Raw genomic sequence first — 23,425 nt, 5'->3', positions numbered from 1 at the left:
GCCGGTGCGGCGAGTGGGGGTCCCCCCTGCTCGAAGAGCTTGGGGGAGCGTGCCGGGAGTCGCGACGGGGCGAACGTTGCCTGTCGCGGCACTAGCGCACGAGGAGCGTGCGTACGCCTTCGGAGGTGAGGGTCAGGCCGTGCGGTGAGGCGGCGTCGATGATGAGGTCCAGATCGCCCGAGGGCCACTGGGCCGCGAGCGCGCCGAGCGGCACGAGGCGGTAGCGGGAGACGGAGGGGAGGAGCTCGGCCAGTTCCTGTTCCGAGGTGAACACCGGAACGACCTGTCCGCCTTCGGGATCGTCCAGGATGGGCAGGGCCACGGCGTGGGGGTCGGCGACGTCCGCGTCCGTGGCGTCGTCCGGTACGGGCACCAGTACGTCGCTGCCGGCGAGGGTGGCCAGCGCCTCGGTGTCGGACGTGTTCGTGACGAGGGTGTCCAGGGCTTCCTGGGCGGGCGTCGCCTCGGGTGCGCTGGGGTGGTTGTTGTTCAAGGGCGTGTCCATGGCAGATCCCCGGATCGTGGCGGGCGGGCGGCCACCCGGGCGGGTCTCGCTCCCGGGCGTGTCCTTCGGTCGCGTACCCAACGCTCCGCACGCCATTCATCCTGGCTCCCGGCCGGTGCGAGGGCGGCGGTCAGGCTGTCCCGCCCGGGCGTGGGATGCCCGGGCGGGGCCGCGGTGACCGCCGCTTCCGTACCTGTCTGCGGACGGGCTACTTGAGGTAGGGGCCGTCCGTTCCGATCCTGCCGGGTCCGTTCAGTACGTAGACCCGCAGGTTTCCCTTGCCGGGCGCGGCCACCGAGAGCGTGCCGCCCGAGACGGTCTTCACGTCACCGGTGACGGCGTCCGTGTACGTGCCGTTCGGGATGCCGGTGAAGGTCGCGTCGCCGGTGACCGTGACCAGGGCGAAGCTGTCGGTCGATCCGCTGGTGTAGCGGCGCTTGAAGGCCATCGAGCCGCTGATGCCGTCGGTCGAGTACTGGCCCGACTGGAGGGCCGGGATCGCCCGGCGGATCTGGTTGAGCCGCTGAAGGTGCTTGACCAGTGGTTGCGCGAGGGTGGTCGCGACCTCGCCGCTCGCGGAGTCGGCCTTGCCGAAGTCGGAGGCCGTGACGCTCCCCGCGAGATGGTCGCCGTAGTAGGCGCGTCCGGTCGTCGCCAGGGGGCAGGTCGGCCCGCAGTCGATCTGTTTGCCCTTCTGGAACTCGATCTCCGATCCGTAGTAGAGCGTGGGGATGCCGCGGAAGGTCCACATCAGGGCCATGTTCTCGGCCCAGGCGTCGGTGCCCCCGCTGTACCGGGTGCTGGACTTGTTCGGGCCGTAGTCGTGGCTGTCGACGTAGACGACGTTGTACGTGGCGTCGTTGACGGAGTCGTCGGAGTCCTTGCCGTTGCTGTAGGCGTTCTGCGCGTCGCCGAAGTTCATGTGCATGCGCATGTCGATGATGTTCATCCCGGAGAACTGGCTGCGGTCCGGGGTGTGATAGCTGTTCCCGCTCAGGAAGGCGTTGGTGGAGGTGGGCTGGTTGCCTGTGCCGAGCTGCTCCTCGTAGGTGTACTGCTCGATGGCGGCCGTCTCGTCGTCGGCGCTGTAGTCCTTGCGTTCCTTCCAGGTGTAGAACTGCGCGGAGTGGTTCACCGAGCCGCGGTTCCACTTGTCGTTGACGAAGGCGCCCACCTCGCCGAAGACGAAGAAGTTCTTCGCCGCCTCCGTGCCGAACCGCTGGGTGACCCGGTCGTAGATGGCGGGCAGGAAGCGGCGGTTCCAGGTGACACGCGGGATGTGGACGGCCGTGTCGACGCGGAATCCGTCGACGCCCATGTCGATGTACTTGTCGTACGCGCCGATCAGGTAGTTCTGGACGGTGGCGTTCTCGGTGTTGAAGTCGGCGAGGTCCTCGTGCAGCCAGCACGAACGCGAGTCCTCGCCCTCCCAGTTGCCGATCCAGCACTGGTGGTAGTACGCCTTCGGGAACATGCCCGACGTGGGGCTCGGCCACTGGCAGTTGTACACGGTGTATCCCTCGGCACTCTTGCCGCCAGTGGGTTTGCCCCAGTTGAGGCAGGTGTTGCCGGAGGGTTCGGCGGTCGACCAGAGGTCGCCGTTGTAGTACGACTTCCCCGACTTGGGCTCGACGGTCAGGCCGTCGTACTCGAAGCCGTCGTTCTTCTCGTCGTAGTACCAGCTCCACTGGGAGTCACGCACGCCGTAGACGGTCGGGGTGAACAGGCCCTTGGCGCCCCAGCGGGAGCTGTGGTTGTAGACGACGTCCTGGTAGATCTTCATGCCCTTGGCGTGGGCCGCGTTGATCAGGTCCTGGTAGGAGGCGCCGGCCGACTCCAGGCGGGGGTCGACCTTGTAGAAGTCGTAGCCGTGATAGCCGTGGTAGTCGTAGTCCGAGCGGTTGAGGACGACCGGGGTGATCCACACGGCCGAGAACCCGAGGGCCTTGACGTAGTCGAGCTTGTCGACGAGACCCTTGAAGTCGCCGCGGAACATGGGGTCGTTGTTGGCCGCGTTGCCCGACTTGACGTCCTGGCTCCCGCCGCGGTTGTTGGAGCTGTCGCCGTCGTAGAAGCGGGCGGTGAGGACGAAGTAGATGGGGTCCTTGCGCGGGTCGGTGCCGAGCGGTGTCCCGGCGGCCGGCGTGGGCGCCTTCTCGCCGGTCGTGACGGTGGCCGCGGCGGAGGCGGGCGAGGTGTTTCCGGCCGCGTCGACGGCCTTCACGGTGTAGGTGTAGCCGGTCTTCTCCTCAAGTCCCGTGTCGGAGTACACCGTCGAGCCGACATCGGTGACGACGGTTCCCTTCGTGCCGCCAGTGCGCGTGAGCTGATACTTCGTCACGGCGGTGTCGTCGGTGGCCGGATCCCAGCTCACGACCACCGAGGTGTTCGTGGCGGTCGCCTTCACCCCGGCGGGCGTGGTCGGCGCCTGGGTGTCGGGGGCCTGCGCCGCGCAGGGGTCCTTGGCGCCGGCGGTGACCGTCCGGTCCTTCACGGTCGTGGTGCCGGACGGGATCGCGTAGTCGGCGCTGTTGTTGTTGTCCCAGACGCCGTTGCCGTTGTTGAAGGCCGCCTTGAGCGAGGTGGCGGTACCGATGTCGAGGGTCTTCTTCCACCATCCGGTGCAGGCGCTCTCCATGCCGACGCCGGGGACCGTCGTCCAGGAGCCGCCCGTCGGCGCGTAGTGGATGTTGGCGGTGGTCCAGCCCGAGGTGGCGGTCGAGTAGTACACGGTGGCCTGGTTGCCGGTGCCCGTACCGGTGTCGGCGCACGGGTCGCTGTGGGCGATCACTCCGTCCTTGACGGTGATGGTGCCGGTGCCCAGCGCGTAGTTGTTGCCGCCGTTGTTGTCCCAGGTGCCGCTTCCGTTGTTGAAGGTGGCCTGGAGCCCGGCGGCCGAGCCGAGATCGACGGTCTTCTTCACCCAGTCCGTACAGGCCGCCTCCATCCGGACGCCCGGCACGGTGGTCCAGGAACCGCCGTCCGGGGCGTAGTGGAGGTAGGTGGACGGCCAGTTCTTGGTCTTCGTGTAGTAGAAGACGGTCGCCGTCGTGGAGGTGGCGGCCGTGCTCTCCATGGGGACGGACCCCGTGTCCGGCGGGGTCAGTCCGAACAGTCCGGTCACCGCCAGGAGCGCCATCAGCGCTCTCAGGGGCGGGCGTCCACGTCTGCGGCTCATGGGGCGGCTCCAATGCGGGTGCGGGGAAGGGGAGTTGGCGGGGAGGAGTGGCCTTGCAAGGAGAACCGGCAAGTTCCTGAAAGGGCTTGCGGCCCGGAAGCTACAGGTCCATGACAGCCACGTAAAGAGATGTGACAACGAGCGCGTCGCGCGGTGCGTACCCGACGCCCCCGGCCAGGCGTGAGCCCGCGACGCACCGTGAGCCCGGCGCGCCCCGGTCAGGCGGAGGTCAAGAAACCCCCGGGCGCGGGCAATCCCCTCATCACCCGGTGAGAAGCTGTGGCCGGACCGGCGTATTCAAGGCGGAAGGGCATCCGCAGCCGCGCCCTTCCCCGACCGGAGGTACCTCGAGCGTGACCATCACCAAGGAAGCCCCGCCGCCGGTCCGGCGGCGGGACGAGGACGACCGCCGGGGCCGGCCGGGCTGGAACATCAACTCCCCGCTCGCCCTGACGATGCTCCTGCTGCTGGTCGTCGCGGCGCAGGGGCCGATCCGCGGGATGCTGTCCGCCCCGGTGATGCAGAGCTGGATGACCGTGTTCGTCGCGGTGGTGGTCCAGGCCCTGCCCTTCCTCGTTCTGGGCGTCCTGCTGTCGGCGGTCATCGCGGTGTTCGTCCCGCCGTCGTTCTTCGCCCGCGCGCTGCCGAAGCGTCCGGCGCTCGCGGTGCCGGTCGCCGGAATGGCGGGGGCGATCCTGCCAGGCTGCGAGTGCGCCTCCGTACCGGTCGCCGGGGCGCTGGTGCGCCGCGGTGTCACCCCGGCCGCCGCGCTGGCGTTCCTGCTGTCCGCCCCGGCGATCAACCCGATCGTGCTGACCGCGACCGCCGTCGCCTTCCCCCGCAATCCGGAGATGGTTCTCGCCCGCTTCGTCGCCAGTCTTCTCGTGGCCTGCGCGATGGGCTGGCTGTGGCAGCGTCTCGGCCGCGCCGACTGGCTGCGCCCGCCGGCCCGTCCCGCTCACGAGGGCCAGGGCAAGGGGGCCGCGTTCTGGGGGTCGGTGCGGCACGACATCATGCACGCGGGCGGGTTCCTCGTGCTGGGCGCGATGGCCGCCGCCACGCTCAAGGCCGTCGTACCGGCGAGCTGGCTGCACGCCGCGGCCGGAAATCCGGTGGTGTCCGTCCTGGCCCTGGCGATCCTGGCCGTCCTGCTGTCGATCTGCTCCGAGGCCGACGCGTTCGTGGTCGCCTCGCTGACCCAGTTCTCGCTCACCGCCCGGCTGGCGTTCCTGGTCGTCGGCCCGATGATCGACCTGAAACTCTTCGCGATGCAGGTCGGCACGTTCGGCCGCGGCTTCGCGACACGGTTCGCGCCCACCACCTTCGCCCTGGCGATCCTCGTGTCCGTACTGATCGGGGCGGTGCTCCTGTGAACCGTCAGGCCCAGGCGGCCGTACTCTTCCTCGTCGGCGCGGCGGTGCTGCACGCGAGCGTCACGGACCTCTATCTGCGGTACGTGAAGGCCGGGTTGCGCCCTCTGCTGCTCGCGGCCGGTGTGGTGCTCGTCGTCACGGCCCTGGCGACGGTCTGGTACGAGATACGCGACCACCGGGTCTCCGCCGACCGGGCCGGAGCCGGGCACGAACCCGCGGAGGCGGACGGCGACGGGCAGGGACACGGGCACCAGCCCCTGGACGGCGACGGGCACGAGCCCGCGGACGCGGACGCGGACGGCGACGGGCACGGGCATGGGCATGGGCACGGGCACGGGCATCGTGAGCCGCGGATCTCGTGGCTCCTCGTGCTCCCGCTCCTCGCGCTCATCCTGGTCGCGCCGCCCGCCCTCGGCTCGTACAGCGCGATGCGCACCGGTACGGCGCTGCAGGCGCCCTTCGGCTACGCCAAGCTGCCCTCCGGTGAGCCGGTCACCCTCGGACTGGTCGACTACGCGAGCAGGGCGGCGTACGGCCACGGCCGCTCCCTAGGCGGCCGGCCGGTCAGGATCACGGGATTCGTCGCGCTCGACCGCGCCGGTGCTCCGTATCTCGTCCGCATGGCCCTCAACTGCTGTGCCGCGGACGCCCAGCCGGTCAAGATCGGCCTGTCCGGACGGACGCCGCCCGTCCTGCGGCCCGACACCTGGCTGGAAGTCACCGGCCGCTACACCGCCCGGCGCACGACGGACCCGGTCAACGGCGGCATCATCCCGTATCTCGAGGTCGGTTCGGCGCGGCCGGTCCCGACGCCGCGCGATCCGTACGACGAGAGCTGGAACAACTGAGCCGAGGGCGGGGCGAGTCCACGGCACCCCCGCCCGGGTTCAGGCCTCGCGGTCCGGGAGATAGCTCGCGAGGCCACGCAGGATGATCTCCAGACCGATGTCGAACCTCTCGTCGGAGGACTCCGTCACCATCGACCCGGACAGGGCTCGCAGATGGGGAAAGTCCTCTTCGGGCAGCGACGCGAAGTAGTTCTGCATCTCGTCGGCCATCTCACGCCAGTCGGGGCGGGCCAGGGAGCCGCCGCCGGAGTGCTGGGCGGCCCGGTCCTGCCACATGCCCTCCTTTAGGACGAACCCGTCGATGTAGGTGGAGATGAGGTCACCGGCCTCGGCGGCGATGCGGTCGGGCAGTCCGGCGGTGCGGAAGATGGCGAGCAACGCCTCGACGTACGGCAGCAGTTCGGCGGTGAAGGGGACGTGCGCCATGGAGATCCTGGCCATGTCGCGATGGGACAGCAGGCGCCACCGCCAGGACCGCGCGTAGTCCCGCACCTGCTCCTGCCACCGCTCCGCGTCGGGTTCGGGCAGCGTGAAGCTGGCGAAGAGCCGGGTGTACATCAGCTCCAGAAGGTCGTCCTTGGAGCGGACGTAGGCATAGAGGGCGGAGACCGCGACCTCCAGTTCGGCCGCCACCTGACGCATCGACAGCTTGTCGAGACCGGACCGGTCCAGCACCACGAAGGCCGCTTCGACGATGCGCTCGCGCGACAGCGGCTCGCGCGCCGGGGTGACGCGAGCGCGGACGGGACGCTCGCGTTCCCAGGGGGACGGCGGGGGTGATTCGGGGGTGCCGGCGGCCGCGTCGCTCATGACCACAGTCTAGGCGCCGGAGAGCAGTGTTCTCTCCTGGAGAGCGGCGTTCACCTCGGCTCAACGCGATATATCTTGTCTCGGTCGACGAGTTGCGCTATATCTTAATGAACGCCGTTCTCCCGCTGAGCACTGTTCTCTCAATGAGCACTGTTCTGTTAGGGTGAACAGCGTTCACCGGCGTCTCGTCTCGTGCTTCTTCCTCCAAGACGGCAAGCCGGGCAGTCACACCCGTCCGCCCCACCGCGTTCCGGTCGACCCCGGCGCGGCCTCTTCGCGAGGAGTTTCCGATGTCCACCACCGGTGTCGCGTCCGCCGAGACGCCCATCGACTCACCAGCGCCCTACCGGTGGCGCTGGGCTGCGCTGTTCGTGATCCTCGCGGCCGAGGTGATGGACCTCCTCGACGCCGTCGTCACGAACATCGCCGGCCCCTCCATGCGGGCCGACCTCGGCGGCGGCGCCTCCACGCTCCAGTGGCTCGCCGCCGCCTACACCCTCTCGATGGCCGTCGGGCTCGTCACCGGAGGACGGCTCGGCGACATTCACGGGCGCCGCACGATGTTCCTGGTCGGAGCCGCCGGCTTCACCGTCGGCTCGCTGCTGTGCGCGGTGTCCATGTCGCCCGGGATGCTGATCGGCGCGCGGGTCGTGCAGGGACTGTTCGGCGCGGTGATGCTGCCGCAGGGCCTCGGCATGATCAAGGAGATGTTCCCGCCGAAGGAGTCGCAGAAGGCCTTCGGCATGTTCGGCCCGGTCATGGGCCTGTCCGCGGTGTGCGGGCCGATCCTGGCGGGCTGGCTGGTCGACGCCGACTACTTCGGCACCGGCTGGCGCATGATCTTCCTCATCAACCTGCCGCTGGGCGCCGCCGCCATCCTCGGCGCCGTGCGCTACCTGCCGAAGGGCCGGTCCGACAGCAAGCCGCGGCTCGACATCCCCGGCATGATCCTGGTCTCCGTGGCCGCGCTGCTTCTCATCTTCCCGCTCGTCCAGGGCCGCGAGTACGACTGGCCGGCATGGACGTTCCTGATGATGGGCGCCTCCGTCGTCGTCTTCGTCGCCTTCGCCGTGTACGAGTCGCGCCGCAGCAAGGCCGGCCAGGACCCGCTGGTCGTCCCCAGCCTCTTCCGCAAGCGCGGCTTCAGCGGCGGCATGATCCTCGGGCTGGTCTTCTTCTCGGCCATGCAGGGCTTCATGCTCGTCTTCAACCTCTACACCCAGATCGGCCTCGGCTACTCGCCGCTCAAGGCGGGTCTGGTGATGGTGCCCTGGTCGGGCGGCATGATCGTCGGCTTCGGCGTCGCCCAGGGTGTGGTCCGGTTCGGCCGGACCGTGCTCCAGGCGGGCGCGCTGGTCATGGCCCTCGGTGTCTTCGGCGTGTGGCTGACCCTCGACCAGGTGGGGTCCGACGTCGGCCCCTGGCAGCTCCTGCCGTCGCTGCTCGTCACGGGCATCGGGATGGGCCTGCTCATGGCTCCGTTCTTCGACATCGTGCTCGCCAGCGTGGAGCAGCACGAGACGGGTTCGGCGGCCGGCACGATGACCGCGGTCCAGCAGCTCGGCGGCGCCTTCGGCGTGGCCATCCTCGGCACGGTGTTCTTCGGTCTGCTGGGCGGCGGGATCGCCACCGCCGTCGACCACCGCTCGGACGGTCTGCGAGGACAGCTCACCGCCGCGCACGTCGCGCCCGAAGCCCAGGACCGCCTCGTGGCGGGCCTGCGTGCCTGTGCCGCGGACCGCGCCACCGCCAAGGATTTCGAAGCGACCCCGGCGTCCTGCGCCCGTCTGGAGAAGGACACCCGGTCCGCCGTGACCTCGCCCGAGGACGGCGCCCGGATACCGGCCACACTGCAGGCCACCGCGTCGTCGGCCTTCCGCAGCGGTTTCGGCTCCGTCATGCAGACGGTGCTCTGGATCGTGGACGGCATGCTGGCGCTGACGTTCCTGCTGGCATTCCTGCTGCCGCGGCATGCGCGGCCTGAGGAGTCGGCGGGGCACTGAGGCACGGGCCCGAGGCGGGGCTTCCATGCCGGGGCGCCGACTTCGGCTCCGGCTTCCGAGAACGGGACGGCCGGGTACCCCCAGGGGTGCCCGGCCGTCCCGTTTCCCGCGCGGTGATTCCCAGAGCGACGCTGCGTGCCGGTACCCCCTGCCCATCGGCGCGGAGCGCGGCGCGTACCGTGCAAGCGGGTGGAAGGCGCCCGGGCTGCCACCCCGCGGTACGCCGGTCCGAGGTCCCCACGGCACCGCTCAGCAGGTGAGGGCGCCGTCGCACCCGCCCGGCCACCCATCCACACCGTCCCGGAAGGACGAGCCCCGTGCTCACGTCGTACGCAGCCCACTTCGACACACCCGCCGGGTATCTCGACTTCGCACGGTTCGGTCCGCCGTCACGGGACGCCGTGGCCGCCACCGCGCGGGCCATGGACGAGGCCGCTCGCGCCGACCACACCACCGTGGACGGCCTGATGCGCGCGGAGTCGGTCGCCCGCGACACGGCCGCACGCCTCGCGGGCACCGACAGCCGGCACACCGTCCTGCTCCCCAACGCCTCGACCGGCCTGTTCCACGCCGCCCTCGGCATCCCGACGGGTGTGGTCCTCACCCCGCGGACCGACTTCCCGGCCAACCACTATCCATGGCGCCGCACCGCGGACCTGGGCCGGGCCACGCCCCGCTGGCTCGACCCCGCGCCGGGCAGCGGCGTCACGCCGGACCTGGTCCGTGCCGCGCTGACGGACGACGTCGTCGCGGTGTCCGTCAGCGCCGTGGACTTCCGCACCGGATTCCGCGCGGACCTCGCGGCGCTGCGCGAGGCGATCGGACCGGACAGGTTGCTGATCGTGGACGCCATTCAGGCGTTCGGCGTGGCCGAGATGGACTGGGACGCGGCCGACGTGGTGGTGGCGGGCGGCCAGAAGTGGCTGCGCGCGGGCTGGGCAACGGGTTTCGCGACCCTGTCCGACCACGCGCTGGAGTCCCTGGAACCCGTCCTCACCGGCTGGACGGGCATCGAGGACGTCGGCCTCTTCGACGGCGAGGAACACTCACCGGCGGCGGACGCGCGGCGCTGGTCGATCACCAACCTCAGCCCGGTGACGGCAGCGGCGTTCGCGGCCGCGCTGGAGCTGGTGGAGCGACACACCGTCACGGCGATCGAGGCCGCCGTCGCCGCCCGGATCGCCGAACTCACCGAGACGGTCAAGGCACACGGCGCCCGCGTCCTCTCCCCCACCGACCCGGCACGCCGCGCGGGCATCCTCTCCTTCACGATGCCGGACCACGACCCGTCCGTCGTGGCGAAGGCCCTGCATGCCGAGGGCGTCACCCCGACCGTACGCACCGACTCACTCCGCTTCTCTCCCCACGCCTCCACTCCGCCGGAGGCTTCCGAACGGGTGGCGGCGGCCCTGTCGTCGCTGGGCAACTGAACCCACGTCAGCACACCGGACCAAGCGGGAGGCAACGGGGATCCCGGGCTCCGGTCACGGCTGTGATGTCAGTCCGCTGAACTATCCTTCCCGCCACCGCACACCGACTGGGAGGACCGAGAGAATTGACTGCCCTGCCCGCTTTCCCGCTGCCTTTTCATGCGTCGCGTTCCATAGCGTTCGCGACACCGCGAACGCTGCGGGAACTGCAGATCATGCAGTGCAGCTCACATATTCGGTCGAAGCCAGGGTGGTTCGACAAGATGAACGACGCCGACATCGTGGCCAAGTGGACGCGGGAAGCCGTCGCTCAGGGCCTCACCGAGGCTCAGGTTCGTTACGTGCTCGACGAACTCGCGTACTACGCCGCGCTGCGGGACGCACGGACCGGCGTCGAGGTGTCCGCCGTCGACGGAGTGTGGCAGTCGGACACGCTGGTCGACGACAAGCTCAGAACCCGGCTGCGCGAGGCGGTTCGGGTTCTGGAACAGGTCCCCGAAGCAGAACAGGACTGGCATCCCGGATCCGACGGCCAGGTACTGGATCTGGTCCATCCCTCACTGTTCTGCCTGGTGAGAGGAGTGAGCGGCGAACCCGAGCAGGCTTGGAAGAACCCGACGGACCGCTACTCGAAGTACGAGTTCTCGGAGAGGTTCCAGTGGCTGCCCACGGACGTCGACGTCAGTGACGACGGCGATGTCACCTTCCGTTCGTACGTCAACAACGTCCACCCCCACTCTCATCGCGAACTGGCCTCCGTCCTGCCGGACTTGCTCGCGAGCATGCGCCCGCTGCTGGAGAACGTGCTCACCGATCTGCGCCACCCACGGCCCTTGCGGATCGAAGCCGATCCTTACGGGTGGTACGACTCGGAGCCGGAGTATCCGAGCAAGTCCTCCTACGGTGATGACGGGACGGCCTACGCGGAAGCCGTCCGCGCATGGGAAGAGGCCCATGACGTCTGGTGGGAGACCCGCCGCCCGGCCATCCCGGACGCCCCGGCCTTCACCCCGCCCGAGTCGCCCGACGAATCCGCCCGGGTCGACCTGCGCGGTCGCCGCCTCCAGGTCATCGTCAAACTCGCCACCATTCAACTCACCCCGGACAAGCCCGAGTACGCCGGCGGGTCCTGGCATGTCGAGGGGATGCTGAACGAGCGGATCGTCTCGACCGGCATCTACTACTGGGACAGCGAGAACATCACCGAGAGCCGGCTGAGCTTCCGGGCGGCACTCGACGACCCGAACTACGAGCAGAGCGACGACAACGGGGTGCGTGAGGTCTACGGCCTGGAGAACGAGGACCCGCTGAACCAGGTGCTGGGATCGGCATCGACCCCGGCAGGCCGCTGCCTGGCGTTCCCGAACATCCTGCAACACCGCGTCGGCTCATTCCGCCTCGCGGACGACACCCGGCCGGGTTGTCGCAAGATCCTCGCGTTCTTCCTCGTCGACCCGTCGGAAACGATCGTCTCGACCTCCGATGTGCCACCGCAACAACCGTGGTCCGACACCTCGACCATGACGCTCGAAGAGGCCAGGACGTACCGCGAACAACTCATGCGGGAACGCAAGTTCTTCGTCGACGAACACAACGAGCAGCTCTACGAACGAGAGTTCTCCCTCTGCGAGCACTGAGATCCGGCCCACCGCCCGCGTCCTCCTCCTCCCCCCGTCACTCCGCCGTCACTCGGCCAGCTTGCGGGCGATCACCTCCATGATCTGGCCCGCCGGCTTGGGCATGTGCAGGTCGTGGTGGGAAGCGTCGATGTCGTACTCGTCGAGGGAGCCGAGGACGTACGGGCGCCAGCCGGGGCCGTACGACGACAGCCCGTCGACCTTGTCCGACTTCGCGTTGAAGTAGAGCATGTCGCCGCGGTAGACCGGTGATGCGAAGACGGCCATCTTGTTGAGGTTGTTGGCACCGACCTTGGACATGTCCTCCAGGAATCCGTCCAGGTTGTCGGTGTTCATGTACTGGCCGAAGACCTCCTCGACATCGCCCCGGTACATCGCCGCCGTCCTGCCGGCCACCTGCCTGAACGGGCTGTCCGGGGAGTCGGTCGCCGGCGGGGCGTCCAGGACGGCGACGAGGCCGACGCGGTGGCCGCGCCGGTCCAGCTCCGCCGCGGCCGCGTGCACGACCGGGCCGCCGAACGACCAGCCGATCAGGTGGTACGGGCCCTCCGGCTGGAGGGCGAGGATCTGGGCGAGGTAGTCGTCGACCATCTCCTCCACCGAACCCGCCAGCGGGTCCTTGCCGTTGGAACCGCGGGACTGCAACGAGTAGGCCGCGCGGTCCTTCACGTGCGGGGCGAAGGTGAAGAACGCCCAGCCCAGGCCGCCGCCTCCGTGGAAGAACCACAGGGGCGGCTCGCCCGTACCGGGATCCCTGTTCAGCGGCAGCACGACCCCGTACGAGTCGCTCTGGTCGTCCGGTGTACCGCCGACGATGACCAGACCGCCGAGCTCGGCCACCGTGGGATGGCCGGTGATCGTCGTGAGGGGCAGATCGATGCCGAACTTCTCGCGGATACGGGCGCTGAGGCGGGTGGCAAGCTCCGCGTTCCCACCGAGCGCGAAGAAGTCGTCGTCGAAACCGACCCCCTGCAGTCCGAGCAATTCACCGAAAAGGGCGCACAGTTTCTCTTCGTGCGCGTTGCGCGGACCGTGGCTGCTCACGTTGTCCGCGCGGGCGTCGCGTGGGCCACGGTCGCTCGTGTGCCGCGTGGGCCGCGCCGGTCCGGCCTCCGGCAGCTCGATCGCACCGACCGGCGACCGGGGGGCGGCGGCCAACGCGTCCAGCACCGACACGAACCCGGCAGCGAACGCCTCGGCCGTTTCTCTGTCGAACAGCTCGGTCGCGTAGATGAGGTCGCCGCGCAGGGCCCCGGAACCGTCCTCGGCCATGCTGACCATCAGGTCGGTCTGGGCGGTGTACGTGAGGTGCTGCTCGAACTCCACCTTGAGTCCATGGAGTTCGAGTTCCCGCTTGTCGAAGTTCTGCCAGGCGAACATCACCTGGAACAGCGGCTGGTACGCAGCGGAGCGCTCGAGGTCGAGGCCCTCGACCAGCATGTCGAACGGCAGGTCCTGATGCTCGTAGGCCGCCAGTGCCTTGTCCCGCACCCGTGTGAGCAGATCCACGAACGACGGGTTGCCGGAGAGGTCCACCCGCAGCACCTGGGTGTTGACGAAGAACCCGACCATGTCGGCCAGCCCTTCATCGGTACGGCCGGCGATCGGGTTGCCGATCGGCACGTCCTCGCCGCCGCCCAGCTTGCCGAGCAGCACGCCCAGCGCGGACTGGAGGACCATCGACAGGGTCGTCCCGCGTTCGTCGGCCAGTTTCCGCAGGCGGGCCGCGGACTCCGGTCCCACCGTGACGTCGACCAGGTCGCCCTCGGAGCTCCTCACCGCGGGCCTCGGGCGGTCCAGCGGCAGGTTCAACGGCTGTGGCACGCCGTCCAGTTCCTTGCGCCAGTACTCGCTCTGCGCCGCGGCCAGGCTGTCCGGGTCCGCGATGTCGCCGAGCAACTCGCGCTGCCATAGCGCGTAGTCCTTGTACTGCGCGGCCAACGGCTCCCACTGCGGTGCCCGGCCGTCCAGGCGCGCGGTGTAGGCCTCGGCCAGGTCGCGAGCGAGCGGCGCTCCCGAGCTGCCGTCCGTGGCGATGTGGTGGATGACCAGGACAAGGACGTGTTCCTGGGCAGAGCGGCGCAACAGAGTTGCCCGCAAAGGTATTTCGGTCGTCAGGTCGAACCGGTGCGCGGCGGCCTCGTCGATCGCCCGGGACTCGTCCTCGGGCGCCACCTCGACCACCGGCACCCGCACCGGCGCCTGTGCCGCCGACAGGATGCCCGGCTGAGGCTCACCGTCGGCGTCCGTCACATACGTGGTCCGCAGAATCTCGTGCCGGGCGACCACGTCACCGATCGCCGCGGCCAGGGCGGCCTCGTCCAGTGGCCCGGTCAGCCGGAACGTCGGGGAGATGGTGTACGTCGCCGCGCCGCGGTCCAGTTGGTGCAGGATCCACATGCGGCGCTGTGCGAAGGACAGCGGCATCGCGGCGTTCTCCCCTGTGTGATCGCGCGGCTCGAACCGGAGGCGGCGGGGAGCGGCCGCCTTCCTGGACCATTCGGCGAACGCGGCAACCGTCGGCAGGTCGAAGATCGTGCGGATCGGGATCTCGATCCCCATGTCGGCACGGGCGCGGTTGATCAGCCTGGTGGCCAGCAGCGAGTGCCCGCCGAGCGCGAAGAAGTCGTCGTCGATGCCGACCCTCTCCAGGCCGAGCAGTTCGCTGAAGAGGGCGCACAGTTTCTCCTCGTGGGAGGTGCGCGGCCGACGGCTGCTCACAGCGGTCGTGTGCTGCGCGGGCAGTGCTCGTCGGTCGATCTTTCCGGCCGGGTTGAGCGGGAGCCGCGAGAGCGGTACGACGGCGGCCGGGACCATGTAGTCGGGAAGGCGTCCACGCAGGTAGTCGGGTAGTTCGGCCAGCAGCGGGCCGATCGCCTTGGCGAGCGCGGGGGTGTTCACCCGGATCCGGTCGGCGGCAGCACGGGGGACGAACCCTCCGGTGAGGGTCCGCCGCTCGTCCTTCCGTTCGGGCAGGAGGATCGCGTCGAAGGCGTGGACGGTCTCGCCCGACCAGGTGAGGACGGCGTCGAGGCCCTGCCGCCGCGCCCACACGCCGACTTCCTCCGGATCGAGTGGCGTGCCGAAGGGGGCGAGCGTGCCTCGGCCACCGGTGGAGGCCGGCGCGGCGGCGTTACCTCGGCCACGGGTGCCGGTCGCCGCGGCGGCCTCCTCGGTCAGCCGTGCGTTGGGGATTCCGGTCACCCGTACCGGGCCACCGGCCGCCCGCTCGACGCAGCCGGCGAGACCGGCCAGGCCGGTCACTTCCCCACCCCACGCCACTGCCGGCACACCCGAAAGGTCGAGGACGTCGGTCGGCGCCTTGTGCAGCACGACCTCGTAGCGGTGCCGGGTCAGCTCGTTGTGCGCCTGCCCGGCCTTCAGCCGGATGTCCACACCGCCGGCATGCTCACGCGCCCACGCGGCGAACCACTCCGGAGCGACCACCAGCTCGCGCTCGGCGAGCAACGCCTGCTCCACCAGCGTCCGCACCTCGCTCAAGGAGGCGTGCGGGTGCGCAGCGCACTGCACCGCGGTGGTCAGCATCCGCTGGGTGGCGGCGTTGCGGACGTCGCCGACGATGATCCGGCCGCCGTCGGTGAGGAGATGCAGGGCCTGGAGCAGCACCCGGTCCAGGTACTCGGCGCTCGGGAAGTACTGCGCCACCGAGTTGATGATCACGGTGTCGAAGGAGCCCCTGGGCAGCCCGGAGAGGTCGTCGGCCGCCTGGGCGCCGAGCCGGGCCCGGTCGCCGTGACCGGCCTCCTCGGCCTGGGCCCGGACCCGGTCGACGACCGTGGGTGAGATGTCGGTGCCCCAATACTCCTCGACCTCGCCGATGATCTTCGCCATCAGCAGGCCGGAGCCCACCCCGATCTCCAGCACCCGGCGCGGCGCGAACCGCAGTACCTGGGCCACCGCCGCGTCCCGCCACTCCCGCATCTGTTCGAGCGGAATCCGCTCACCGGTGTAGCTGGAGTTCCAGCCCTGGAAGTCCTCGCCCAACGTCCCTTCGGCCGAGGCGGTATACGTGTCGTCATAGACGTGACGCCACTCCTCCACCTGGGCGGCGGCATCGGCGACGGCGGCGTCGGGGTCGGGTTCGACGTAGGCGACCAGGCGCTGCTCGCCCTTCTGGTCCTCACGGACCACGACCGCCGCCTGTGCGACCGAGGGATGTCCGGACAGGACGTGCTCGATCTCGCCGAGTTCGATGCGGAAGCCGCGGACCTTGACCTGGGAGTCGGTGCGGCCGATGTACTCGACCTGGCCGTCCTTGTTCCACCTCACCAGGTCGCCGGTCCGGTACATGCGGGCGCCGGCGGGGCCGAAGGGGCAGGCCACGAACCGCTCGGAGGTCAGTGCGCTCTGGCCGAGGTAGCCGCGGGCCAGGCAGGTCCCGGCGAGGTGGAGCTCGCCGGCGACGCCGGGGGCGACCGGGCGCAGCGCCGCGTCGAGGATGTAGACCTGGTTGTTCCAGATCGGGGTGCCGATCGGGACGCGGTCGGCACCGGGCACATGCTGCCAGCCGGTGACCTCGACGGTGGCCTCGGTGGGGCCGTAGAGGTTGTGGGCGGAGCAGGTGGGGAGCAGGTCGGTGAAGCGGTTGGCCAGGGCTGCGGGGAAGGCTTCGGCGGCGACCTCGATCCAGCGCAGGCTGGTGCAGTCCTGGGCGGCGGGTTCGGTGACGAAGGCGGAGAGCAGGGAGGGCACGAAGAACGCGGCGGTCACCTGCTCCCGCCGGATCAGGTCCGCCAGGTAGGCGGGGTCGCGGCGGCCCTCGGCGCTGGCCACCACGACACCGGCGCCCATCTGCAGGTTGGAGAACATCTCCGGCACGGAGGCGTCGAAGCTCGCCGAGGTGCTCATCAGCATCCGGTCCTCGACCGTGACCTGGAAGTGTTCCAGGCCCCATTCGATCCGGTTGGTGATCGAGCGGTGGGCCACGGGGACGCCCTTGGGGCCGCCGGTGGAGCCGGAGGTGAAGATGACGTAGGCGGCGTTGTCCGGCGACAGGGTGCGCTCGGGGTCGGACTCCGGGTGGCCCGCCGTGTCCGGCAGGGTGTCTTCGAGGAGCAGCAGCGGGTTCGCGCTCGCCAGGATGTGGCGTACGCGTTCGGCGGGCAGCTCGGTGTCCAGCGGTACGTAGGCGGCGCCGGCCTTGACCACGCCGTACACGGCGACCAGCAGGTCCACCGAGCGGGGGATCCTGACGGCGACGAGCTGTTCGGGGCCGGCGCCCTGTTCGATGAGCCAGTGCGCGAGGCGGTTGGCGCGGGCGTTGAACTCGGCGTAGGTGAGGCTCTCGTGCTCGCCGATGACCGCGACCGCGTCGGGGGTGCGGGCAACCTGTTCCTCGAAGGCGTCGGGCAGGGTGGTCGCGGCGACCGGGCGGGCGGTGTCGTTGATCTGCCGTACCAGGCGGTCGCGTTCGTCCTCGCCGAGCACCTCGATGGAGCTGAGCGGGGCCTCGGGCGCGGCGGCCACCTGCTCCAGCACCCGCACGAACCGCGCGACGATGTCGGCCGCGGACTCCTGGTCCAGCAGGTCCTTCTGGTATTGCAGGACCAGTTGAAGCTGCGGATCGGCCGCAGCGGCCAGGATGACCGGGTAGTGCGAGCCCGCGAACGGGCGCAGCCCGGTGATGGCGACACCGGCGGCGGAGTTGGCCTCGCCGATGGCTTCCCGGTCGATGGGATACGACTCGAACACGACCATCGTGTCGAACAGTGTGGTCAGCCCGGTGGCTTGCTGGATCTCCGCGAGGCTGTGCTGGTGATGGTCGAGCAGGGCCGCCTGCCGGTTCTGCAACTCTGTGAGCAGGTCGGCGAAGGTGGTCCGCCGGTCACAACGCACCCTGACGGGGATGGTGTTGATGAACAGCCCGACCATGTCGTCGACGTCCTTCACCGCGGGCGGGCGCCCGGACACGGTGGCTCCGAAGACGATGTCGGAGTGCCCGGTGAGATGGGCGAGGAGAACGGCCCAGGCACCTTGCACGAGTGTGTTGAGGGTGACGCCGAGCTCGGCGGCCCGGCGGGACAGGCCCTGCTTGCCCTCGAACACCACTTCGATGGCGCCGATGCCCGCGGAATCGTGACGGGTTCCCGCGTGCGGCACGAGCAGAGTGGGTTCCTGCACACCGTCGAGTTCGGCCGCCCAGACGCGCCCGGATTCCTCGTGGTCGTGGTGCGTGAGCCAGGTGAGGAAGTCGGCGTAGTCGCGCGTCGGGGCGAGAGCGGCCGGGTCGCCGTCGGCGGCGTAGAGCAGGAGCAGGTCACGCATGAGCAGCGGAGTGGACCAGCCGTCGAACAGCACGTGATGGGCGGTCAGTACGAGTTCGGCCCGGTCGGGTTCGAGGACGGCCAGGGCCAGCCGGATCAGCGGTGGGATGTCCGCGTCGAAGTAGGTGGTCCGGTCCCGGTCGAGGAACCGCTCGAACTCCTCGGTGCGCTCCGGCTCTTCGGCCGCCGTCAGATCGAGGCGCTGCCACGGCAGCGTCACCGATTCCGGTATCACCTGGACGAGATCGCCGTCCGCCCGGTCGACGAACGCCGCGCGCAGGGCGGGGTGGCGGTCCAGGAGCGCCTGTCCGGCGCGGCGCATCCGTTCTGCGTCGACCTCGCCGGACAGGTGGAACACGAGTTGCATGTGGTAGGCGTCGAAGGAGGATCCGGCGAGCATCGCGTGGAACAGCAGCCCGGACTGTGCGGGGGTGGCCGGCCATACCTGGGCGAGCCGGCCGAAGCGGGTCTCCCAGGTGTCGATCTCCTGCTGGGCCACCGTGACCAGAGGCGCGTCGCTGGGGGTCAGTCCGCCGGCGTCGGCAGTGGTGGTGTGCAGGGCCAGGGCGGTGAGCGCCCGGACCCACAGACCGGCCAGTTCGCCGACCTCCTCGCGGGACAGAACGCCGGTGGGAAAACCGAAGTGGGCGGTGAGTTCCTCGCCGTTCCCGGTGTCGGTGGCGACCGCGTTGATCTCCAGCGCGGACAGCACCCTCATGTCCGCGTCGGGTGCGGCGATCAGGTCGGCGTGTGTGGTGTCCGGCGCCCAGCCCAGGCCGCGGAGTTCCTCGGGGATGTCCGTACCGGAGGCCTTGCCGAGGTAGTTGAAGCCGATCTGCGGGCGGCGCGCCCCGGCCAGCACGGTGGCGGTCTCGGGGTTGAGGTGGGCGAGCAGACCGTAGCCGAGACCGGCGTCCGGTACCGCGCGCAGCTGTTCCTTGACGGCCTTGACCGCCTGGCCGGCCGCCGCGCCGCCCGCGAACGCGTCCGCCAGGTCGATACCGGTGACGTCCAGGCGGACCGGGTACATGGCGGTGAACCAGCCGAGCGTGCCGGACAGGTCCGCCCCGGGCACCAGGTGTTCCTCCCGGCCGTGGCCCTCCAGCCGGACCAGTGCCGATGACGCCGGGGCTCCGGACACCCCGCGTGTCCGCCGCCAGCGCGCCAGGGCCAGGGCGAGCCCGGCCAGCAGGCCGTCGTCGACGCCGCCGCGGAAGACCGTGGGCAGGGTGTCGAGCAGGGTCCTGGTGACGTCGGCCGGGACGCTGACGCGCACCGTTTCCACGGTGGCGGCGACATCACGTACGCCGTCCAACTCCCTTGCCCCCAGGACCGGTTCGTCGCCGTCCAGGATCCGTTGCCACAGGGGCAGTTCGGCGATCCGCTCGGGGCGGACGGCTTCCTCGGCCAGGGCGTGGGTCCATCGGCGCAGCGAAGTGCCGCTGTCCGCCGGTCGCGGGGCGGTGCCGGATCGGACCTGCTTCCAGGTGGCCACCAGATCCGGGAGCAGGATCCGCCACGACACCCCGTCGACGACCAGGTGGTGCAGCACGATCAGCAGCCGGTCCGGGCCGGTGTCGCAGGTCAGCCGCACGAACTGCGCCATCACGCCGGTGTCCGGGTCGAGGCGGCCGGCGGCCGCGTCCAGTTCGGTCCGCGCGTCGGCCGCGCGACAGGGGACCTCGCGCAGCAGCACGGCTGCGTCCACGTGGCCGGCCGCCTCCATCCACAGGCCCGGCCGCCGGCGGTCGAGCCGGGAGCGCAGGACGTCATGCCGGTCCAGTACGGCCTGCAGGGTGGCCACCAGTCCCGCGCGGTCGATGTCCTCGGGCAGAGTCAGCAGCGCGGACATGCAGAACCGGCCGATGCCACCGCCCAGCGCGAGCACGTGTGCCGCCGTCGGCGGCAGCGGCGCCCAGCCGACACCCCGGCCGTCCAGCTCGGCCAGCGTCACCCGCTCCTCTTCGGTGCGATCTTCGACCAGTTCCGCGAGCCGGGCGACCGTACGGTACTCGAAGATCTCCCGCGTACTGACGACGACACCGCGCGCCTTGGCCCGCGCCACCACCTGGATGGAACGGATACTGTCCCCACCACCGGCGAAGAAGTCGTCGTCGGCACCGATCTGTTCGGGCCCGGCGCCCAGCACATCGGCGTACACCTCGGCCAGCACCCGCTCCGCCGCGCCGCGCGGCGCCCGGTACTCGGCGCCCGCGAACTGCGGCTCGGGCAGAGCGGCCCGGTCCAGCTTCCCGTTCGGGGTCAGCGGCAGCCGGTCGAGGACCAGCAGGTGGGCGGGCACCATGTAGTCGGGCAGCCGCCTGGCCGCGAACCGCCGCAAGTCGGCCACCGAGACACCGGCGTCCAGGGCGAAGTCGCCGTCCCCGGCACCGCCGTCCACCGCCACCACGTAGCCGACGAGCCGCCTGCTGCCGGAGGGGTCCTCGCACACCGTGACGGCGGCCCGGATGACGGCGGGGTGCTGGGCCAGGACGGTCTCGATCTCGGTGGGTTCGACACGGATGCCGTTGACCTTGACCTGGTCGTCGGCGCGCCCGGCGTACGTCAGCCGGCCCTCGGCGTCCCACCGGGCCAGGTCGCCTGTGCGGTACATCCGGGTACCCGGCGGGCCGAACGGGCAGGCGACGAAGCCCTCCGCGGTGGCGGCGCCGTTCCGGTGGTACCCGCGGGCGACCGGGCCCGCCACGTACAGCTCACCGATGACGCCCGGCGCGACCGGGGCCAGTTCCGGTCCCAGGACGTGGGCCCGCATGTTGGCCAGCGGAGCGCCGACGGGTACCGCACCGGTCCCGGTCCACTCCCGCGGAACGGTGAACGTGGAGGCGTAGAAGCTCTCGGTCTGTCCGTAGGCGTTGACGACGCGGGTGCCCGGCAGCGCTTGACGCACCCTGCGGACCAGGTCGCCGGAGAGCTCCTCACCGGCGAACATGACGGTCTCGACGTCGAGGCTGAGGGCGCTGGAGCCGTCGGCGGTGAGCTGGTCGAGGAGCGCGGACACCAGCCCCGGTACGGCGCTGATGGTGGTGCCCGACCAGGCGCCGCGCTCGGCGAGTTCGAGGATGTCGCGGACGATCTCGACGCTCGCTCCGGCGGTCAGCGCGGTGAAGATCTCGAAGACGCTGACGTCGAAGTTCACCGAGGTCGCCGCGAGTACCCGCGAACCGGCCTCGACCCGGGTGCGCCGGGCCAGGTCCTGCACGCCGTTGACGACACCGGCGTGGGTGACGGCGACGCCCTTGGGGGTCCCGGTCGATCCGGACGTGAACATCACGTACGCGAGGTGGTCGGGCCCGATGCCGGCCGTCGAGGCGTCGACGACGGGGCCGTCCAGGCTCAGGTCGAGGTCCAGGTCGTCGAGGTGCAGGAGCGGGGGCCGGCAGCCGGCCACGGTGTGCGCGGTGTCGTGGTCGGTGAGCACCAGGGCCGGGCGTCCGGTGTCGAGCAGGAGACCGACGCGTGCGGAAGGGAAGGCGGGGTCGATCGGCAGGTAGGCGCCGCCGGCCTTGAGGACGGCCAGCAGGGCGACGACCAGGTCCGCCGAACGCGGCAGCGCCACGGCCACCAGGACGTCCGGCCCCACCCCCTGTTCGCGCAGCACCGCGGCCAGCCGGCCCGCCCTGACCTCCAGCTCCCCGTACGACAACGAGGTCCGCCCGCACACCACGGCGGTCGCCTGCGGGGTGCGTACCGCCTGGGCGGTGACCAGCTCCGGGACCGTCGCCGCCGGCACGGGTGCCGCCGTCTCGTTCGACCGGGCCAGCCCGGCCCGCTCGGTCTCGGTGAGCACGTCCACCGCGCCGAGCCCGGTCCGGGGATCGGCGACCACCTGCCGCAGCACCCGCACATAGCGGTCGACGAGGGTCTCGGCCGTCGCGTGGTCGAACAGTTCCGTCGCGTACTCCAGGCGTCCGTACGCCCGCCCGGAGGCGTCGGGGACGATGTTGAGGAACAAGTCGAACTTCGCCGTCTCGGTGCCCGGCCAGACAAGCGTGCCGCGCAGGCCGGGCACCTCGATCTCCGGCCAGACGAACTGCCAGGCCAGCATCACCTGGAACAGCGGCTGGTAGGCGGTGGTGCGGTCGGGGTTGAGGAGTTCCACCAAGTGCTCGAAGGGGACGTCCTGGTGGTCGTAGGCGGCGAGCGCCCGCTCCCGCACCTGGTCCAGCAGGTCGCCGAACGCCGGATTGCGCGACAGGTCGACGCGCAGCACCCAGGTGTTGGCGAAGAACCCGATCAGGTCCTCGAGTTGTTCGTCGGCGCGGCCCTCGATCGGACTGCCGATCGTCAGATCGTCGCCGGCGCCGAGGTGGTGCAGCAGCACCGCCAGGGCAGCCTGCGCGACCATCGGCGCCGTGGCACCGTGCTCCGCCGCCAGCTTCCGCACCCCGGACAGCAACTCGGGTTCCAGCTCGAACATGACCTCGGCGCCGCCGTGGCCGGCCGAGCCGGGCCGCGGCCGGTCCAGGGGCAGTTGGACCGGCTGCGGCACCCCGGCGAGTTCGCGGCGCCAGTGCTCCAGCTGCTCCGCGGCGACGCTGTCGGGGTCGTCCTCGTCGCCGAGCATCTGCCGCTGCCACACGGTGTAGTCCTTGTACTGGACCGGCAGCGGAGCCCAGTTGGGCGCGGCACCGCGCCCGCGCGCCTCGTACGCCGACAGCAGATCCCTGACGAACGGCGCCATCGACGCCCCGTCCGCCGCGACATGGTGGAACACGAACACCACCGTGTGGTCGCGTGGCGAGACACGGAACACGGCGGTCCGCAGGGGCAGGTCCCTGTCCAGCTCGAACCCCGTACGCACGACGTCGAGCATCGCGTCGCCCACCGCGTCGGCGGCCACGTCGACCACCCGGAACGGCGCCACCGCCTCCTCGGCCGGCAGGATCCGCTGCTCGGGAACGCCGTGCCCGTTCTCCACGAGCAGGGTGCGCAGACTCTCGTGCCGGGAGACGACATCCGCCACCGCCGCCGCCAGGACCGCCGTGTCCAGCTCCCCCTCCAGGCGCAGCGCGAAGGGGATGTTGTAGGTCGCGGACGGCCCCTCCAGCCGGTGCAGGAACCACAGCCGGCGCTGAGCGAAGGACAACGGGATCATCGGCTACTCCTCAACGTTCATCTGTCGCGGCTGGATTCGGTTCGACCTGGCCGATTCATCGATCCGTCGGGCTCGTCGCGTCCGCGGCCGACCAGCGGGGTGCCCGGCAGGGTGACCAACAGAGAATGCCCAGCGCGGGAGGGAGAACGAAGTCCGTACGGCCCTTTACCTGTCGGTCGTCCCGGCGAACTGTCCTTGGCGGCAGATGAGTTGACTTACCGGTCGATGCGCTGCGACGCGT

9 protein-coding genes are annotated in these 23,425 nt (G+C 70.5%); 5 read left to right on the top strand and 4 right to left on the bottom strand.

Annotation, left to right across the window (positions count from 1 at the left end):
* Positions 1–91 precede the first annotated feature (91 nt).
* Complete coding sequence (locus ACWEBX_RS13485) at positions 92–505, bottom strand: SseB family protein (protein ID WP_451885012.1); 414 nt, start codon at positions 503–505, stop codon at positions 92–94.
* A gap of 208 nt (positions 506–713) precedes the next feature.
* A complete protein-coding gene (locus ACWEBX_RS13480; RefSeq protein ID WP_451885011.1) occupies positions 714–3,683 on the bottom strand; it encodes a carbohydrate binding domain-containing protein in 2,970 nt (989 codons plus the stop codon).
* 353 nt (positions 3,684–4,036) lie between these two features.
* Between ACWEBX_RS13480 and ACWEBX_RS13475 the strand changes: the two genes are divergently transcribed.
* Complete coding sequence (locus tag ACWEBX_RS13475; protein WP_451885010.1) at positions 4,037–5,056, top strand: permease; 1,020 nt, start codon at positions 4,037–4,039, stop codon at positions 5,054–5,056.
* The gene (locus ACWEBX_RS13470; RefSeq protein ID WP_451885009.1) at positions 5,053–5,904 is read left to right on the top strand and encodes a TIGR03943 family putative permease subunit; all 852 of its coding nucleotides are present in this window, start codon (positions 5,053–5,055) and stop codon (positions 5,902–5,904) included. The genes ACWEBX_RS13475 and ACWEBX_RS13470 overlap by 4 nt, the downstream gene beginning before the upstream one ends.
* A 39-nt stretch (positions 5,905–5,943) precedes the next feature.
* Here the strand turns inward: ACWEBX_RS13470 and ACWEBX_RS13465 are convergent, their stop codons facing one another.
* Positions 5,944–6,714 (bottom strand): TetR/AcrR family transcriptional regulator, encoded by a 771-nt coding sequence (locus ACWEBX_RS13465; protein WP_451885008.1) that lies wholly within the window; start codon positions 6,712–6,714, stop codon positions 5,944–5,946.
* A 290-nt stretch (positions 6,715–7,004) separates the two neighbouring features.
* Here ACWEBX_RS13465 and ACWEBX_RS13460 point away from each other — a divergent pair, with 290 nt between their 5' ends.
* The 3 genes from ACWEBX_RS13460 to ACWEBX_RS13450 all read left to right on the top strand — a co-directional run bounded on the left by ACWEBX_RS13460 (position 7,005) and on the right by ACWEBX_RS13450 (position 11,784).
* Positions 7,005–8,717, top strand: a complete 1,713-nt coding sequence (locus ACWEBX_RS13460) for an MFS transporter (protein WP_451885007.1) — start codon at positions 7,005–7,007, stop codon at positions 8,715–8,717.
* A gap of 317 nt (positions 8,718–9,034) precedes the next feature.
* Positions 9,035–10,147: an aminotransferase class V-fold PLP-dependent enzyme gene (locus ACWEBX_RS13455; RefSeq protein WP_451885006.1), complete on the top strand. Its 1,113-nt coding sequence runs from the start codon at positions 9,035–9,037 to the stop codon at positions 10,145–10,147.
* Between the two features lie 125 nt (positions 10,148–10,272).
* The gene (locus ACWEBX_RS13450; protein WP_451885005.1) at positions 10,273–11,784 is read left to right on the top strand and encodes a DUF4246 domain-containing protein; all 1,512 of its coding nucleotides are present in this window, start codon (positions 10,273–10,275) and stop codon (positions 11,782–11,784) included.
* 48 nt (positions 11,785–11,832) lie between these two features.
* On the opposite strand, the gene ACWEBX_RS13445 is transcribed toward ACWEBX_RS13450, so the two are convergent.
* Entirely contained in the window at positions 11,833–23,184 is an 11,352-nt protein-coding gene (locus ACWEBX_RS13445) for an amino acid adenylation domain-containing protein (protein WP_451885004.1), read from the bottom strand.
* Positions 23,185–23,425 lie beyond the last annotated feature (241 nt).

Source organism: Streptomyces sp. NPDC005070 (assembly GCF_053600395.1).
The sequence above is the reverse complement of the archived record's forward strand: the minus strand, read 5'-3'. Positions and strand labels throughout refer to the sequence as shown.